The organism is Streptomyces sp. NPDC056883, assembly GCF_042788835.1.
Taxonomy (GTDB): domain Bacteria; phylum Actinomycetota; class Actinomycetes; order Streptomycetales; family Streptomycetaceae; genus Streptomyces; species Streptomyces stoeckheimensis.
In genome coordinates, this window is record NZ_JBHUBS010000002.1 from 779,027 (window position 1) to 794,951 (window position 15,925).

Sequence of the window (15,925 nt, forward strand, 5' to 3'; positions counted from 1 at the left end):
GGTTTTCTTAGGAAAAAAACAAGGGGAGGGCTCCTTGGGGGGGGGGGGGGGCGAAGAAAAACACCCTGGCCTCCCCACTTGGGGGGGTGCGGGGGCGGAAAGGCCGGGTCGCGTCGCGTCGGCCGGGTGCGTCAGCGCACCGGGGTGAAGTCCTGTGAGGCGATGTACTTGGGGCGCCGCACCGGAGCGGCGAAGGGCTTCTCGGGGCGGTTCTCGACGCTGTTGAAGACGAGGAACACGTTGCTGCGCGGGTAGGGCGTGATGTTGTCACCCGAGCCGTGCATCGCGTTGCAGTCGAACCAGGTGGCCGAGCCCGCCTTGCCGGTGAAGACCTTGATGCCGCAGGCCGAGGCGAACTTGGTCAGTGCCTCGTCCGACGGGGTGCCCGCGTCCTGCATCTGGAGGGACTTCTTGTAGTTGTCCTTCGGCGTCGCACCGGCACAGCCCAGGAAGCTCCGGTGGGAGCCGGGCATGATCATCAGGCCGCCGTTGGTGGTGTAGTTGGGCGTCAGGGCGATGGACACCGACACGGTGCGCATGTTCGGCAGGCCGTCCTCGGCGTGCCAGGTCTCGAAATCGGAGTGCCAGTAGAAGCCGCTGGCTCCGAAACCGGGCTTGACGTTGATCCGGGACTGGTGCACGTACACGTCGGAGCCCAGGATCTGCCGCGCACGCCCCACGACGCGCGGATCGGAGGCGAGGGCCGCGAACACCTCGCTGATCCGGTGGACTTCGAACACCGAGCGCACTTCCCGGGACTTCGGCTCCACGATGGAACGGTCGTCGGCGAGCGTCGAGGGGTCACGGAGCAGCCGGTCCATCTCGGCCCGGTAGACGTCCGTCTCGTCGGGCGTGATGAGTTCGTCGACGGACAGGAAGCCGTCGCGCTCGTAACTCTCCAGCTCGTGGGCCCATATCGGGCCCGGCGTGCCGGGCTCGGACCAGACGACGGGGTCCACGCGGCCGGTGAGCACCTCCTCGGAGCCCCTGGTCGGATACAGGTCCTTCGCCGTGCGGGTGGATGCGTAGGTCATGGTGGTGCCTGCCTCTCCTCTCTGTTCTCTGCTCTTCGTACGGGTCCGCGACTCAGCCGTGGTCGGGCTCGGTGAGCAGCGGGTACACGCCGTTCTCGTCGTGGTCCTCCCGGCCGGTGACGGGCGGGTTGAAGACGCAGAGGCATCGGAACTCGTGCTTCACGCGCAGGGTGTGCCGCTCGTGGCCGTCCAGGAGGTACATGGTTCCCGGCGTGATCGTGTAGGTCAGGCCCGTCTCCTCGTCGGTGAGTTCGGCCTCCCCCTCCGTGCAGACCACGGCCTCCACGTGGTTCGCGTACCGCATGGACGTCTCGGTGCCGGCGTACAGGACGGTCTCGTGCAAGGAGAAGCCGACGCGTTCCTTGGCCAGGACGATGCGCTTGCTCTCCCAGGTGCCGGATGCCGCCCTGACGTGGCGGTCGGTGCCCTCGAGGTCCCGGAACGAGCGGACGATCATGGTGGTGCCCTTCGTGGTGTGCGGCGGGTGCCGGTCAGGCGGTTTCGCGGACGGAGCGGGCGAGGATGCCGAGGCCCTCGTCGAGTTCGTCGGCGGTGACGGTGAGCGGCGGGAGCAGCTTCACGACCTCGCCCTCGGGGCCCGAGGTCTCGATGAGGAGACCGTGCTCGAAAGCCCTCCGGCTCACCGCCGCCGCACGCTCCTTGTGGGCGAACTCGATGCCCCAGACCAGTCCGCGGCCGCGGTACGCGGCACCCAGCCGGGCGTGCTCGGCGCACAGTTCGCGCAGCGCGCCCTCGATGTGCCGGCCCTGGGCGAGGGTCCGCTCGCGCAGGACGCCGTCGGCCCAGTAGGTCTCCAGGGCGGCCGTCGCGGTGACGAAGGCCGGATTGTTGCCGCGGAAGGTGCCGTTGTGCTCGCCCGGCTCCCAGAGGTCCAGTTCGGGCTTGAACAGGCACAGGGACATGGGGAGTCCGTAGCCGCTGATGGACTTGGACAGCGTGACGATGTCGGGCGTGATGCCCGCCTCCTCGAAGGAGAAGAACTCGCCCGTCCGGCCGCAGCCCATCTGGATGTCGTCGACGATCAGCAGCATGTCGCGGCGCCGGCACAGGTCCGCGAGCGCGCGGAGCCATTCCGCGCGCGCCACGTTGATCCCGCCCTCGCCCTGGATCGTCTCGACGATGACCGCCGCCGGGTGGTTGAGGCCGGATCCCTGGTCCTCCAACAGGCGCTCGAACCAGAGGAAGTCGGGGACCCTGCCCCCGAGGTAGTTGTCGAAGGGCATCGGGGTGCCGTGGACCAGGGGGACGCCGGCGCCGGCCCGTTTGAAGGCGTTGCCCGTGACCGCGAGGGAGCCGAGCGACATGCCGTGGAAGGCGTTGGTGAAGGACACGACCGACTCGCGGCCCTTGGCCTTCCGCGCCAGCTTGAGCGCCGCTTCGACGGCGTTGGTCCCGGTGGGCCCCGGGAACATCACCTTGTAGTTCAGTGCGCGGGGTTCGAGGACGTGGGACCGGAAGGTCTCGAGGAAGGCCCGCTTGGCGGTCGTCGCCATGTCGAGCCCGTGCGTGATGCCGTCCCGCTCCAGGTAGTCGAGCAGGGCCCGCTTCAGGACGGGGTTGTTGTGCCCGTAGTTCAAGGACCCGGCGCCCGCGAAGAAGTCCAGGTAGCCGCTGCCGTGTTCGTCGTACAGCCGGCTTCCCGTGGCGCGCTCGAAGACGACGGGCCAGGCGCGGCAGTAGCTGCGCACCTCGGACTCCAGGGTCTCGAAGACGGACAGGACCGGCTCGGTCATGGTCAAGGGAACTCTCCAATGAGCGTGGGGGTGTTCGGTGCGGGTGGTTCGGTACGGGGCCTGCGGCGCGGGGTATGCGGCACGGGGGCGGGCATGCCCGGGCGTGCGGGCCGGCGTCAGAAGTGGAGCGGCCCGATGCGGTGCAGGACCTCCGGGGCGTACCCGCGGTCCGGGAACTCCTCCGGAGCGAACAGCACTTCGCGCGTGAGTGTGGCTCCGTGCCGTGTGGCGTACGAGGCGAACAGTCGCTCCGACGCGAGGTTGCCGGGGGAGATGGTGGTCTCCAGGGAGCTCAGTCCGTGTTCTGCCGCCACGCGGGCGGAGAGGCCGTCGAGCAGGGCCCGGGCGATCCCCAGGCCCCGGACGGACTCGTCGACGGCGATCTGCCAGACGAGCAGGGTGCCCGGGCTCTCGGGCCGCAGGTATCCGCTGACGAATCCGACGGCACGCCCGGACGCGTCGCGGGCCACCGCGGAGGTGCCGGCGAAGTCACGGCACCAGAGGAGATAGCTGTAGGCCGAGTTGAGGTCCAGCGTCCCGGAGTCGCGGGCGAGGCGCCACAGCAGGCGGCCGTCGCCCGGGCGGGGGCGGTCGATGCGCGTCGTCGGGGCGGACGGGCCGGTCCGGGTGGACGGGCTGGTCGGAGCGAACGGGGTGGACGGCGGGGTCTTCCGGTAATGGGCCAGTTCTGCATGAGCAGTCATGCGGGCCGAAGCTACCGAGGGTTGGCGCAGATTGCACGGACCTGAGGGGTTACGGGGAGGGCGCTGTCCGTGATAGATGGAAGCGCCTCCCCGGGGTCGTGAAAGTGCCGGCAATGCACCCGGTTTCCTCCGGAAAATGCCGACATTTCCACCCCACCCTCCGTTTTATAACGAGCGGATAACGTCTTTGCTCTGTCTCATATTTTCCACTTGAATGTGATGTCTTCTTCGGCGGACCGGGGTTTGGTTTGCGGCTGAGCGGTCAGAAGGTGACCGCGGTCAGGGTGAGGGTCTGTTCCGCCGAGGTGCGGGCGCCGCCGACCGGGCTGCCGCTGGTGTCGGTCCAGGCGCGGGTGGGGGTGGTCTCGGCGAGGCGGCCGGGCGTGTCCGAGAGGCCGATCACGAGTCCGCTGTAGCGGTTCACGAGCCGGTGGGTGCCGGTGGGCTTGCCGTCGGCCGTGGAGTTCGGGATGACGAACCACTGCTGCCCCACCGTGGGCCCGCTCTGCGGTGCCTTCGTCGCGGTGGGCCTGGCCGCCCAGGCGCGCCCCGCGTTCGCCTTGGCGTCGACGCCGAGGAGCTGCCGGGTGGAGGCGTTGGCGATGCGGTAGGAGCCGTCGCCGTTGGGGGTGAACACCCACCGACTGAGGGCCGACGCGCCGGCGGAGGGGAGGGACGTGGTCGCCGTACTGCCCTGGACCTGGGAGAGGTGGCGGCCGGTGCCACCGGCGATCGTGTAGGTCTTCCCCGGATCGATGACCGCGGCAGGAGCGTTCGTGTCGATCACGGTGTCGTAGTACTCGCCGTCGGCGCCCCCGGAGCAGAAGAACGAACAGTAGGACCGGAACTTCTTGCCGACGATGGTGGAGCCCGTCTTGTTCACCGCGTCCAGGACCCAGCGGTACCAGGAGCCGGTGCGGTACGCGCCGGAGTCGCCGGCGAGGCGCCACTGCTGGGTGGCGAGGTTGTCGGTGACGTAGAAGCGCTGTGGCTCGCTGCCGTCCTGGTTGACCGCCTCGGGCTGGCCCACGTACAGCCCCAGGTGGGCGTTGTAGGCGATGTTCATCGTCAACAGGTCCGACTTCGCCGGAAGTTCGCCCGCGGCCTGTTGTTCCTGGACGTTGCCGCGGTTCGACGGGTCGTAATCCTTCGCCACCGGGGTGTACCCGGTGGTGTGGGTGGCGTCGACGGGCTCCATGTTGCTCTCCAGGCCGCCCGCGCCGGGCTGGGACCACGAACCGTCGTACCACTTCCGCCACGAACCGGGCGCCATCTTCCCGGACATGGGGGCGCGGGCCACGTGCGCCCGGCTGCCCGCGGTCCACGAACCGCCGACGCCGCCCTTCGGGATGACGCGGGAGTTGTAGTAGACGTAGAAGTAGCCGGAGGCGGTGTCCACGAACAGGCGGGCATCGCCGTTCCCGTAGTGGTACGTCTCGTGCGGGAAGGCCGCGGTGTCGCCCCGCAGGGTGCTGTAGGGCGAGGTGAGCACGTGGTCCTTGATGGCCCACGTCCTGCCCTGGTCCTTGGACACGGCGTAGTCGATCGCGTCGTAGTGCAGGCCGTCGCCGAAGGGGCTCGGGGTGAACTCGTTGTGGACCAGCCCGTACCAGTCGCCGGTGTCGGGATCCACCCATACGCCCATCAGGTCGCAGTAGTTCTTCTGCGCGTAGTGGGAGGTGTCCGGGGCGTACGTGGCCTCGCGCCCGGTCGGGCTGTTGTTGCACCGCCATGTGGTGTCGTCGTTGCGGTCGTTGGCGTTCGCCGGGTCGACCGCCGTGCTCAGCGAGGCGGAGCGGGTGGCGGAGTCGAAGTCCTTGCCGGTGTAGAAGGTCCACTTGCGGGGATCGTTCGCCGCGTACAGGGCGTGGGCCGACTGGTAGTAGAACGCGCCGTTCTTGTCGATGTACGTGGCGGCGGGCGTGTCGTCGGGGTGGGTCCAGGAACCCTTGGCGCCGATGGAGACGGTGTACGTGGCTGTGGGGGACCGGCTCGACCGGACGGGCCCGGCCGACGCCGGAGCGGCGGCCAGGGTGCCGAACAGAACGGCGGCCGTGGCGGCCAGCGCGAAGGTGGTCCTCATCCCGGGAGGGGCTGACACGGGTACTCCTCTCTTGCCCGGGCCGTCCGCGGGGCGTGGGGGCGGACGAGGGGCCCGGGGGGGCGAGTGGTGCGTGGGGGTGTGCGCGCCTGCTCGCGACAGGGCGTCAATTAATTTGTATAGAAGCCGAATTAATAAACGGCTGTCAAGACTCGGCACCGAGATCGCCACCACCCCGCACCCGTCCCGCGCGAACACCGGCGCCGACGGGCGTTGTCAGTGCCCCGGGAGAAGATCCTTCCATGACGATCCTTTCCGCCGAAGAGGCGCCGTTCGGCCTGCTCAGCCGCCCCGACTACGCCGCCGCCCTGCAGCAGTTGCGCGAGGCGTCGCGGGCGTACTACGGGGGCGAGAGCGGCCTGCTCGACGACGCGGCGTACGACCGCCTGCGGCAGTCCGTGCTCGCCTGGGAGGCGGAGCACCCGGACGAGGTCGCCCCGGATTCCCCGACCGGCCTGGTCGGGGACGGGGCCGCCCCCGTCGGCGACATGGCGCACACCACCCGGCTGCTCAGCCTCGACAACGTCTTCGACCCGGACGGCCTGGTCGCCTGGGGATCATCCCTCCAGCGCCGCCTGGGCCACGAGCCCGCGGGCGGCTTCACCGTCGAGCCGAAGATGGACGGCGCGGCCGTGGCCGCTCGGTACCGCGACGGGCGCCTGGAGCAGATCATCACCCGCGGCGACGGTACGCACGGTGAGGACGTCAGCCACGTCATCGGCACCATAGAAGGCCTGCCCGAGCGGCTGCCGCTCCCCGCCACCTTCGAGGTGCGCGGCGAAGTCCTCTTCACCCAGCAGCAGTTCGAGACCGCGAACGAGGTCCGCACCGCCCATGGCGCGCAGGTCTTCGTGAACCCGCGCAACGGCACCGCCGGCACCCTGCGGGCGAAGGACCGGCCCTACCGGCTGGAGATGACGTTCTGGGCGTACGGAGCGGTCGAGCTCGACGGCGTCGCCCTCGCACCCTCCGGAGCCACGCACGCCGAAACCCTGGCCGTCGTGGCCCGCGCGGGCGTGGCGACCACGGCCGACACGCCCGCCGGCCTGCACGTGGTCGCCACCCTCGCCGAGGCGCAGCAGAAGGTCGACGAGATCGCCGCGCTGCGCCCCGGACTGCCGTTCGGCATCGACGGGGTCGTGATCAAGGCGAACGACGCGGCCGAGCAGGGCGCGGCCGGCTTCGGGAGCAGGTTCCCGCACTGGGCGATCGCCTTCAAACTGCCGGCCGTCGAGCGGCAGACCGTGCTCAGGGACGTGGTCTGGGAAGTGGGCCGTACGGGCGTACTCGCCCCGACGGCCGTCCTCGACCCGGTGGACCTCGACGGATCCACGGTCACGCGGGCCACCCTCCACAACCCCGCCGACATCCGCCGCCGCGACCTCCACCTCGGGGACACCGTGACGGTGTACAAGGCGGGCGACATCATCCCGCGCGTCCAGGCCGCCGTCACGAGCCTGCGCCCGGACGCCGCGCGCGAGGTGCCCCTGCCCACGGTCTGTCCGCAGTGCGGCGGAGGGATCAACAAGGACCAGGAGCGCTGGCGCTGCGCGAAGGGCACGGCGTGCGCGCTGCCCGCGCTCATCGAGTACGCAGCCGGTCGCGACATGCTCGACATCGACGGCCTGGGCAAGACGTACGTCAGGGCCCTGATCGAGTCGGGCGACGTCACCGACGTCGCCGACCTGTTCACCCTCACCGAGGAGCAGCTCACCGCCGCTTCCGGGAGCGCCAAACGGGGGGCGAAGCTGGCCGAACAGATCGCGGCCGCCAAGTCCAGGCCGCTCAGCCGCATCTTCTGCTCGCTGGGCGTCCTCGGCACCGGGCGCAGCATGTCCCGTCGCATCGCCGCGTACTTCGGCACCATGGACGCCATCCGCCGGGCCGACGCCGAACGGATGCAGGAGGTCGACGGCATCGGCGGGGAGAAGGCTCCGGTCATCGTCGAACAGGTCGCCTCCCTGGCTGCGGTCATCGACAAGCTGGTGGCGGCCGGGGTCAACATGCGGGAGCCGCAGCAGCCGCAAGCCACGCGCGAGGGCCCGCTGGCCGGCCGGACCGTCGTGGTCACCGGCAAGATGAGCGGCCCGCTGGCCGGCGCCGGCCGCTCCGAGGTGAACGCGCTGATCGAGAAGGCCGGCGGCACGGCGGGCAGCGCCGTCAACTCCAAGACCACCCACCTGGTCTGCGCTCCGTCCGCGAGCGGGAAGCCGAGCTCCAAGGCCGTCAAGGCCACGGAGCTGGGCGTCACGGTCCTCACCCCGGAGGCCTTCGCGGAACTCGTGGCCGACTACATGGCCGACAGCTGAGAGCGGAGAAGGTCTAGGGGAAGGCCTGGAGGGGCGCCGCCTTAAGGGTCCATTAAGGCGGCGCTGCGCATGCTCGGTGCCTCTTTGCACCGGCATCGCTGCACGTGAGCGCGCCGGTCGAGCCTTCGCCTCCGACCGATCCAGGACCTCCCCCCATGATTCGCTCGCTCAAGCGCCGCGCGTACGGCACCTCCTCCCGGCGGGCCGCCACCGCGGCGGCCGCGCTGGTGCTGGCCGCCCTCACCGGCTGCTCCTCCCTCAACGGGGTCGTCTCGCCGGCCGCCGTCCGCACCGCGGCGGCCCACTCCGCCGGCAAACCGGCCTCCGGAGCGGTGGACTGCACCGTCGCCAAGTGCGTGGCCCTCACCTTCGACGGCGGGCCGAGCAAGCCGACGCCCGACCTCCTCGACGTCCTGAAGCGGGAGCACGTGCCGGCGACGTTCTTCCTCCAGGGGAAGGGGCACACCGACACCTATCCCGACACCGTCCGCCGCATGGCCGACGAGGGCCACGAAATAGCGAACCACACCTGGTCGCACGAGAACCTCACCGAACTCACCCCGGATGGCATACGCGCCGAAATCGAGCCCGTGCAGCAGGACATAGAGAAGGCGACCGGGCGCGCCCCCACGCTCATGCGACCCCCGGGCGGCGCCACCAACGACGAGGTGTCGAAGGTGATGAAGGAGCTCGGGCTCGCCCAGATCCTGTGGAGCGTGACCGCGAAGGACTTCCAGACCACCGACACCGAACTGATCAAGAAGCGGGTCCTCGAGCAGACGGAACGCGACGGAATCATCCTGCTCCATGAGCGGTACGCCGGAACGATCCCCGCCGTCCCCGGCATCATCGCCGAACTCCATCACCGCGGGTACACCTTCGTGACGGTCTCCCAACTCCTCGCACCGGCCCACCCCGCACCCGGCAAGGTCTACCGGCCCTGACCCGCGCTTCCCTCCCGGTCGCCCCGCTACCGGGGCAGTCGCAGGAGGAACGCCGTTCCCCGGTCGCCCGGGGCGACGGCGAGGGTTCCCCGGTGGTGGCGGGCCAGGTCCCGGGCGATGGCGAGGCCGAGGCCGCTGCCGCCGGTGTCACGGGTGCGTGCTTCGTCCAGGCGCGTGAAGCGGTCGAAGACCCGTTCGCGGTCGGCTTCGGGGATCGGGGCGCCGTCGTTGTGGACGGTGCACTCCACCCATCCGGGGCGTGCGGCGAGCGTCACGGTGATCCGGGTGTCCGCGTGCCGGGCCGCGTTGTCCAGGAGGTTGCGCAGCAGGCGCCGCAGCTGGTCGCGATCGCCGAGCAGGACGACGGGCTCGGCGGGAGCCTCGAGGGTGAGGTCCGCGGGGGCTCCGGGCCGGGTGTGGGGCAGTTCGATGAGGAGTTCCCGGACGAGCTCGGTGAAGTCCACCGGTGCCCGGTCCGGCCCTGCTGCGGGGGTGTTGTCCAGTCGGGCGAGGGTCAGCAGGTCGTCGACGAGGTACTGCAGTCTCGTCGTGGCCCGAAGGGCGTCGTTCAGGGCGGCGGGCCGCTCGGGACGGGCCACGGCGACCTCGAGTACGGTCCGCAGGCCCGTGACCGGGCTGCGCAGTTCGTGGGCCGCGTCGGCGATGAAACGGTGCTGGCGGCGGGCGTGGGCGTCGAGGACGTCGAGGGTGTGGTTGGTGGTGCGGGCGAGCCGGGTGATCTCGTCCTCGGCCGCGGGGACGGGGACGCGGGTGCCGGAGCCCGGCTGGTCGACCGTGGCGAGGCGGCTGCGGATGGCCTCGACCGGCCGCAGGGCCCGGGTGGTCGCCACCCAGGCGGAGAGGGCGACGACCAGCGCGGCCAGCGGAACCGCGCCGGCCAGGGCCGGGACAAGGGCGTCGGCGGCCAGGGTCGCCTCGGACGGGGTGAGGGCGACGTAGACGGTGTAGCGCCCGGCCGGAGGCGCCGACGGACTGGGTGCGGCGGGGGACTGGACGTCGATGCTCGTACCGGCCATGTCGACGCTCTGCCCGGCCAGGGCCGCCGCCTGGGAGAGGCAGCCGGGGACGGTCTGCCCGGTGGAGGTGCGGACGGGGTCCGCCCGGCAGCCGGGGGCCGGGTCGCCGAAGCGGACCGTGCGGACGGTCGCCCATGCGGGCCGCGCCGACGCGGGCGCGGGCGGGAGCTCCTTCACGGCCTCGGGGAACGCCTGGGGGAGCCACGAAGCGAAGGGGCCGTCCGGTCCGATGATCAGTACCGGTGATCCGGCGAGGATGTCGCCGGTGGCCTCCCTGTCCCTGGCCTGGACACCGGCGAACTCCAGCGCGACGGCGCGGGACTGGGCCAGGGCGCGGCCCCGCGCGGCGTCCATCTCGGTGGAGTGCACGACGTGGTGCAGCCACCAGGCGCCGGCGCCGGCGAGGACCAGGGCGGCGGTACCCGCGGCAAGGGCCGTACGCGCCCGGGTGGGCAGGCGCAGCCACCAAGCGGACGGGCGGCCGGACTTCCGGGCGGGGGCCCGGTCCACGGGCTCAGGCATGCGTGTCGTCCAGCCGGTAGCCGCGTCCCCTGACGGTCACGATGCTCCGGGTGCCGTAGGGCTGGTCGATCTTGCGGCGCAGAAGGCTGATGTAGACCTCCACGATGCTCGCCGAGCCCCGGTAGGCGATGTCCCACGCCTCGCCGAGGATGGTCTCCTTCGACAGCACCCGGCCCGGCTCGCCCATCAGGCACTCCAGTACCGCGAACTCCTGGCCGGTGACCTCGATGCGCTCGCCGCCGCGCCCACAGGTCCGCGCCTGCGGGTCGAGCCACAGGTCGCCGGCCCGCAGCACGTCCTCGGCTCCGGATCCCGCGGCCTCGCGGGCGCTGCGGCGGATCAGTGCGCGCAGGTGCGCCGTGAGGACGAGCAGGGAGAACGGCTTCGTCAGGTAGTCGTCCGCACCGATGTCCAGGCCGTGTGCCTCGTCGAGCTCTCCGTCCCTGGCGGTCAGCATCAGCACCGGGGTGTCGACGCCCAGCGCCCTGAGCCGCCCGCACACGGCGAATCCGTTCAAGGAGGGCAGCATGACGTCCAGGACGATCGCGGCGAACCGGCCCGTGGCACCGAGCTCCACCGCGGCCAGGCCGTCGGACGCGAGGGTGACCGCGTACCCCTCGCCCTCCAGGCCCTCCCGCACCGCGGCCGCGATGACCGGATCGTCCTCAACCAGCAGAATGTCCACGATGTCAGCATGCCATCCAGGAGCTCCTGCCCCGTGCGAACGGGCCTTCAGGAACGGTTAAGCATGATCTGCGCACAGTGGGGCACGACCGGCAGTACGGCCGCCCCCGGCCTCCGTCACCGAAAGGCGCGGCGCCGCATGCGCATTTCCTTCCTGCTCCACAACGCCTACGGCATCGGCGGCACGATCAGGTCGACCTTCAACCTGGCCGCGGCGCTGGCGGAACACCACGACGTGGAGATCGTCTCGGTTCTTCGCAACCGTGGCGTCCCGGTCATGGGCACGCCTCCCCGGGTGAGCCTGACGCCGCTGGTCGATCTGCGCCCGGACTCCCCGGACTACGACGGTGACGACCCGCGGCACGCGCTGCCCGCCGGGGTCTTCCCCCGCGCGGACGGCCGGCACGGGCAGTACAGCCGGCTCACCGACGAGCGCATCGGACGGTACCTGTCGACCCTGGACGCCGATGTGATCGTGGGGACCAGGCCGGGCCTGAACGTGCACATCGCCCGACAGGCGCACCGCGCCGCCGTCCGCGTGGGCCAGGAACACCTCGCGCTCTCGAACCACGGGTTCCGCGTGCGCCACGAGATACGCCACCGCTATCCGCTCCTCGACGCCCTCACCACCGTCACCGAGGCCGACGCGGACGCCTACCGGCGGTTCGGCCCGCCTGCGATGAGGGTGGAGGCCATACCGAACAGCGTTCCCGCCGCCTCCGTGGAACCGTCCGACGGCACCGGCAAAGTGGTCGTGGCGGCGGGCCGGCTCACTCCGGCGAAACGCTACGACCTGCTCGTACGGGCCTTCGCGCAGGTCGTCGCCGACCATCCGGACTGGGAGCTGCGCATCTTCGGCAGCGGCGACGCCACCGGCAACGAGAGGGCCGGGCTGTCCGCCCTGATCGGAGAGCTCGGCCTGAGCGGCCGGGCCCGTCTCATGGGCAACGCACACCCGTTGGACCGGGAGTGGGCCAAGGGATCCATCGCCGTTTCCACCTCCGACCGGGAGTCGTTCGGCATGACCCTCGTCGAGGCGATGCGCTGTGGCCTCCCCGTCGTCTCCACGGACTGCCCGGTCGGACCGCGCGAGATCATCGAAGACGCGGTCGACGGACGCCTCGTCCGCCCCGGCGACACCGACGGCATCGCCGCCGCGCTGATCGAGCTGATGGCCGATGACGGGCTGCGGCGGCGCATGGGCGGAGCAGCGCTGAGGAACTCGGCCCGCTTCGATCCGGCGTACATCGCCGAACGGCACCTCGACCTCTACCGGGAGCTGCTGCGGCGCGGTCCCGGCCGGCGCACGCTCGGCCCCGCACGGGAGGCCGCGCACCGCGCGCGGGTCGGCACGATCGACGCGGCACACGCCCTGCGCGCCACGGCCCGCGGAGCCCTCGCGCGTGCAGATGGTGGGGGTGGAGGCGGACGCCGCGTCACCGGGTGAGTGCGGGATTCGACATTCCGGCGATGCCGGCGACCGGGCGGACCGGGCATGATCCTTTGTCGAAGACCCTTCACGACGACGAAAGTGCGCATCATGCAGACCACCATCACCGTCCGGGAAGTCCGTGACGCCGACTTCCCGCAGTGGCGCGCCCTGTACCGCGGCTACGCGGACTTCTACCGGGTCGAGCAGACCGAGGAGGCCGCCGAGCGCGTGTGGGGGTGGGTGAACGACCCCGCCCACGAGGTGAGCGCCCTCGTCGCCGAGGACGGGGACGGCCGGCTGATCGGCCTGGCGCACTACCGTCCGTTCGCCCGTCCCCTGTCGGCCACCACCGGCGGGTACCTGGACGACCTGTTCGTCGACCCCGCCCACCGGGGTTCCGGCGCCGCCGATCACCTGCTCGGGGCCTTGCGGGAGATCGCGGCCGAGCGCGGCTGGAGCGTGGTCCGCTGGATCACGGCCGACGACAACCACCGCGCCCGGGCCAAGTACGACCAGCTGGCCACTCGTACGATGTGGGTCACCTACGACATGGCGCCATCCGACTGATCGAACGCAGCGCCCCGCGGCCCGGGGACCTCGGCAGCGGGGCGCTCGTGCGGGCGCCCCACTGCCGGGCCGGTCGGTTCGCGGGGCGAGCCGTCAGCTTCCGCTCGACACGTTGCCCGACAGGACCGGGATGTTGTCCAGGATGTGGGAGAGCGCCTCGTCGCCCTTGGCCTGGGTGGAGTTCTCGGTGCACTGCTGGTTCTGCGGGTTGGAGAGGACGTTGACGTCCTGGACGCCCACGTTCGCGAGAATGGCGAGGAGCGACTGCGCGTTGACCTTGACCGGCAGGCCGATGCAGGGCTTGTTCGCGGTGCCCTGGATCACGGAGAGCTGCGGGCTCTGGGCGCCGTGCGTCTTCTGGTTGCCGTACGCCTGCACGGCACCGTTGCCGTTGACGGTGTTGATCCCGTTGTCGTTGCCGATGGCCATGGCCGGAGCGGCCATGGCGCCGCCGGCGCCGATCGCGGCAGCAGTGGTGACAGCGGTGACCATCATCTTCTTCAGCATTGCCTGGTAATCCTTCACTGAGCGGGGTAGTACCCGTCGATTGGTTCGCCCTGGCAACGGCTGTGAGCGGCACACGTGGCGGCATGTCACCCGTTTGCAGGACGGGCCGGCTCAGAACCGGCAGCTCGCCGCCGTCGGGGCGCCGGTGAGACGGGCGTCCATCCAGGCGATCGCATCGTCCAGCGGGCCGTCGCCGATGGTGTGGCCCTGATCGGGGTAGTACGTGAACTCCAAGTCGACGCCCTTGTCGCACAGTTCCCGGGCGAGCGTCTGGTTGAGGTTGCTCAGCACGTCGTTGCCGCCCTGCGGCAACAGCACCGGGACCTTGATGGTGGCCTCGCTCGCGGCGCTGGCCTTCAGCGCGGCGTTGAGGGGTGCCAGATCGGCGCCCGGCCGCAGGATGTCGGAGGCGGGCGGCAGATCGGGGTCGGCGGCCATGCAGGGCTGGGTCCAGATGCGGTCCGCGGCCGCCATGCCTGCGGGGGTGAGCAGCTCGGCGGGTTTTACCGCCGGGTCGGCCGCGGCGGCCCCGTTGACGAGCAGCAGCAGGACCCCGGTGTAGGCGGTGGCCGTCGCGTCCTGCTGGGCGAACAGGGCGGGCATCCACTCGAATCCGACCGCCGGCGCGTTGGCGACGACGCCCTTGAGGTCGACGTCGGGGGCGTACGCGGCGGCGTGGTGCGCGCTCCACAGGGCCGCGTGGCCGCCCTGCGATCCGCCGTAGACGAGCGTGGTCGCGGACGACCCCGGGTCGATCCCGCGGGCGGCGCGGACGATGTCGAGGGTGGCGTACGCCGCGGACTCGCCGTTGAGGTACGGGTGTCTGACCCCGGTCACGCCCAGGCCGATGTAGTCCGGCTGTACGACGACGAACCCGCGCGCGAGCAGCTTTCCGACCGGGCTCGTGTCCTGCAGCCCGGCGAAGGCCGGGATGCGGGACGGGGCGCACGCCGAACCGATGCCCATGGTGCCGTGGTCCACGGCGGCGACGGGCCGCCCGCCGGAGGGCGCGGGCCCGTCCGGAACGGTCACCAGCCCGCTCGCGGCCACCGGCTTGCCGTCCGTGCCGGTGCTCAGGTACATCACCAGGACGGTGTGCGACGGCAGCGTCAGTGCCGACTCCGGCGACGTGTAGGGGCGTTGGCGGATCACCGTGCCGGGCTTGCCCGGGGGCAGCGGGTTCGGCGGGTCGTAGAACGCGTCGCCCTCGGGTACCGGCGCGGACGAGGTCCGCCCTTCCGGGCCCCGCCCCTGCGCACTGCGGTCGTCCCCGCCGCTGGTGCAGCCCGAAAGCGTCAGCGCCGCGGCGATCGCACCGACGACGGCCCAACGGGCCGCTCTGCCGGGGAGGTTGTGGCTCTGTCCGTGCGACAAGGAGGAACTCCTCTGCGTACGCGGCTGCCGTGCGGCGCCGCCGGATGGAGGCTCTGACCCGGGCGGGGAGGAGCTCGGAGGGGCGGGGTCGGATGGTGGCGCCGCGCGTCAGGAGTGCGGCGGACCGTGTCCCTCGTCGGCCGGCGCCCCGGGAGGCGGGAGTGCCCCGGCGGGCGGGAGCGCCTCGGGAAGCGGGAGCGCCCCGGAAGGCGGGACGACGTCCACGACCAGGGCGACGATGGTGTCGATGACGCCCCCCATGTCCACGCCGGGGTCGAGCAGCCACTGGTGCTGGATGCCGTCGGCGGCGGCCAGCGCGAGCCGGGCGATCGCTTCGGGGGCGATGTCGGGGCGGATGCGTCCCTCGCGCTGCAGTGCGGCGAGGCCGTCGCGCAGGGCGACGAGGAGGTCGCCGTTGCGCACCTCGAAGAAGTCGCGCGCCGGGTGGCAGGGGAAACCGGACGCGGCCGCCATGCTCACGTACAAGCGCACCAGACCGGCCACGTCGCCGCTGCGGCGCAGGGTGGCCGCCATCGGCGAGATCGGGTCCGGGCAGGGCTCCCGGGCCGCCCGTTCCCTGGCGAGCCGGTCGCGCTCGGCAAGGACCCGGATCAACAAGCCCTCGCGGGAGCCGAAGTAGCGCAGGACGCCGGCTTGGGACAGGCCCACGCGGTCGGCGATCTCCTTGATCAGCGCGCCCTTCTCGCCGATCATCGCGAAGACCTCCAGCGCCACCGTCAGGATCTCGTCGCGCCGCAGGACCCCCTTCGCGTAACTGCCGCGCGGTGTACGGATGTTGTCGAGCCGTGCGGCGCGCTCCGGGTCCATGCGCGAAACGCTAGTCGAGTTCACTTTTGGCGTCTACGCCGCACGGCGGCCCGGGGCCCCCCCGGGGGGGGGGGGGGAAGGGCGCCACACCAAGGGGGAAAGAGCAAAGGGGGAAAAAAAGAGAACTG

General features: G+C 71.4%; 14 protein-coding genes. 4 read left to right on the top strand and 10 right to left on the bottom strand.

What is annotated here, in order from left to right:
- Positions 1–131: 131 nt before the first annotated feature.
- The 5 genes from thpD to ACFRU2_RS08755 form a co-directional block, all read right to left on the bottom strand.
- Complete coding sequence (gene thpD, locus ACFRU2_RS08735) at positions 132–1,034, bottom strand: ectoine hydroxylase (RefSeq protein ID WP_382969411.1); 903 nt, start codon at positions 1,032–1,034, stop codon at positions 132–134.
- Positions 1,035–1,086: 52 nt separating this feature from the next.
- Positions 1,087–1,491 (bottom strand): ectoine synthase, encoded by a 405-nt coding sequence (locus ACFRU2_RS08740; protein WP_382969413.1) that lies wholly within the window; start codon positions 1,489–1,491, stop codon positions 1,087–1,089.
- A 34-nt stretch (positions 1,492–1,525) separates the two neighbouring features.
- Positions 1,526–2,794, bottom strand: coding sequence for a diaminobutyrate--2-oxoglutarate transaminase (gene ectB, locus ACFRU2_RS08745; RefSeq protein WP_382969416.1), 1,269 nt, complete (start codon positions 2,792–2,794; stop codon positions 1,526–1,528).
- A 110-nt stretch (positions 2,795–2,904) separates the two neighbouring features.
- On the bottom strand, positions 2,905–3,492 hold the full coding sequence (gene ectA / locus ACFRU2_RS08750) for a diaminobutyrate acetyltransferase (RefSeq protein WP_382969419.1): 588 nt from the start codon (positions 3,490–3,492) through the stop codon (positions 2,905–2,907).
- A gap of 262 nt (positions 3,493–3,754) precedes the next feature.
- Complete coding sequence (locus ACFRU2_RS08755) at positions 3,755–5,593, bottom strand: RICIN domain-containing protein (RefSeq protein WP_382969422.1); 1,839 nt, start codon at positions 5,591–5,593, stop codon at positions 3,755–3,757.
- 242 nt (positions 5,594–5,835) lie between these two features.
- Here ACFRU2_RS08755 and ligA point away from each other — a divergent pair, with 242 nt between their 5' ends.
- Positions 5,836–7,902 carry an NAD-dependent DNA ligase LigA gene (gene ligA / locus ACFRU2_RS08760; protein ID WP_382969425.1) on the top strand — a complete coding sequence of 689 codons (2,067 nt, stop codon included), beginning with the start codon at positions 5,836–5,838 and terminating at the stop codon, positions 7,900–7,902.
- Between the two features lie 155 nt (positions 7,903–8,057).
- Entirely contained in the window at positions 8,058–8,846 is a 789-nt protein-coding gene (locus ACFRU2_RS08765; protein ID WP_382969428.1) for a polysaccharide deacetylase family protein, read from the top strand.
- Between the two features lie 26 nt (positions 8,847–8,872).
- Here ACFRU2_RS08765 and ACFRU2_RS08770 read toward each other — a convergent pair whose 3' ends face one another.
- Together ACFRU2_RS08770 and ACFRU2_RS08775 are read right to left on the bottom strand one after the other, a co-directional pair.
- Positions 8,873–10,405 (bottom strand): sensor histidine kinase, encoded by a 1,533-nt coding sequence (locus ACFRU2_RS08770; protein WP_382969430.1) that lies wholly within the window; start codon positions 10,403–10,405, stop codon positions 8,873–8,875.
- The gene (locus ACFRU2_RS08775; RefSeq protein WP_382969433.1) at positions 10,398–11,090 is read right to left on the bottom strand and encodes a response regulator transcription factor; all 693 of its coding nucleotides are present in this window, start codon (positions 11,088–11,090) and stop codon (positions 10,398–10,400) included. The genes ACFRU2_RS08770 and ACFRU2_RS08775 overlap by 8 nt, the downstream gene beginning before the upstream one ends.
- 138 nt (positions 11,091–11,228) lie before the next feature.
- On the opposite strand from ACFRU2_RS08775, the gene ACFRU2_RS08780 reads away from it, so the two are divergent.
- Both ACFRU2_RS08780 and ACFRU2_RS08785 read left to right on the top strand, forming a co-directional pair.
- Positions 11,229–12,536: a glycosyltransferase family 4 protein gene (locus ACFRU2_RS08780; protein ID WP_382969436.1), complete on the top strand. Its 1,308-nt coding sequence runs from the start codon at positions 11,229–11,231 to the stop codon at positions 12,534–12,536.
- A 93-nt stretch (positions 12,537–12,629) separates the two neighbouring features.
- The gene (locus ACFRU2_RS08785; RefSeq protein WP_382969439.1) at positions 12,630–13,088 is read left to right on the top strand and encodes a GNAT family N-acetyltransferase; all 459 of its coding nucleotides are present in this window, start codon (positions 12,630–12,632) and stop codon (positions 13,086–13,088) included.
- A gap of 93 nt (positions 13,089–13,181) precedes the next feature.
- Here ACFRU2_RS08785 and ACFRU2_RS08790 read toward each other — a convergent pair whose 3' ends face one another.
- The 3 genes from ACFRU2_RS08790 to ACFRU2_RS08800 form a co-directional block, all read right to left on the bottom strand.
- Positions 13,182–13,595, bottom strand: a complete 414-nt coding sequence (locus ACFRU2_RS08790; protein WP_382969442.1) for a rodlin — start codon at positions 13,593–13,595, stop codon at positions 13,182–13,184.
- A gap of 111 nt (positions 13,596–13,706) precedes the next feature.
- Positions 13,707–14,969, bottom strand: coding sequence for a lipase family protein (locus ACFRU2_RS08795; RefSeq protein ID WP_382969444.1), 1,263 nt, complete (start codon positions 14,967–14,969; stop codon positions 13,707–13,709).
- A gap of 108 nt (positions 14,970–15,077) precedes the next feature.
- Positions 15,078–15,797 carry a TetR/AcrR family transcriptional regulator gene (locus ACFRU2_RS08800; RefSeq protein ID WP_382969446.1) on the bottom strand — a complete coding sequence of 240 codons (720 nt, stop codon included), beginning with the start codon at positions 15,795–15,797 and terminating at the stop codon, positions 15,078–15,080.
- Positions 15,798–15,925 lie beyond the last annotated feature (128 nt).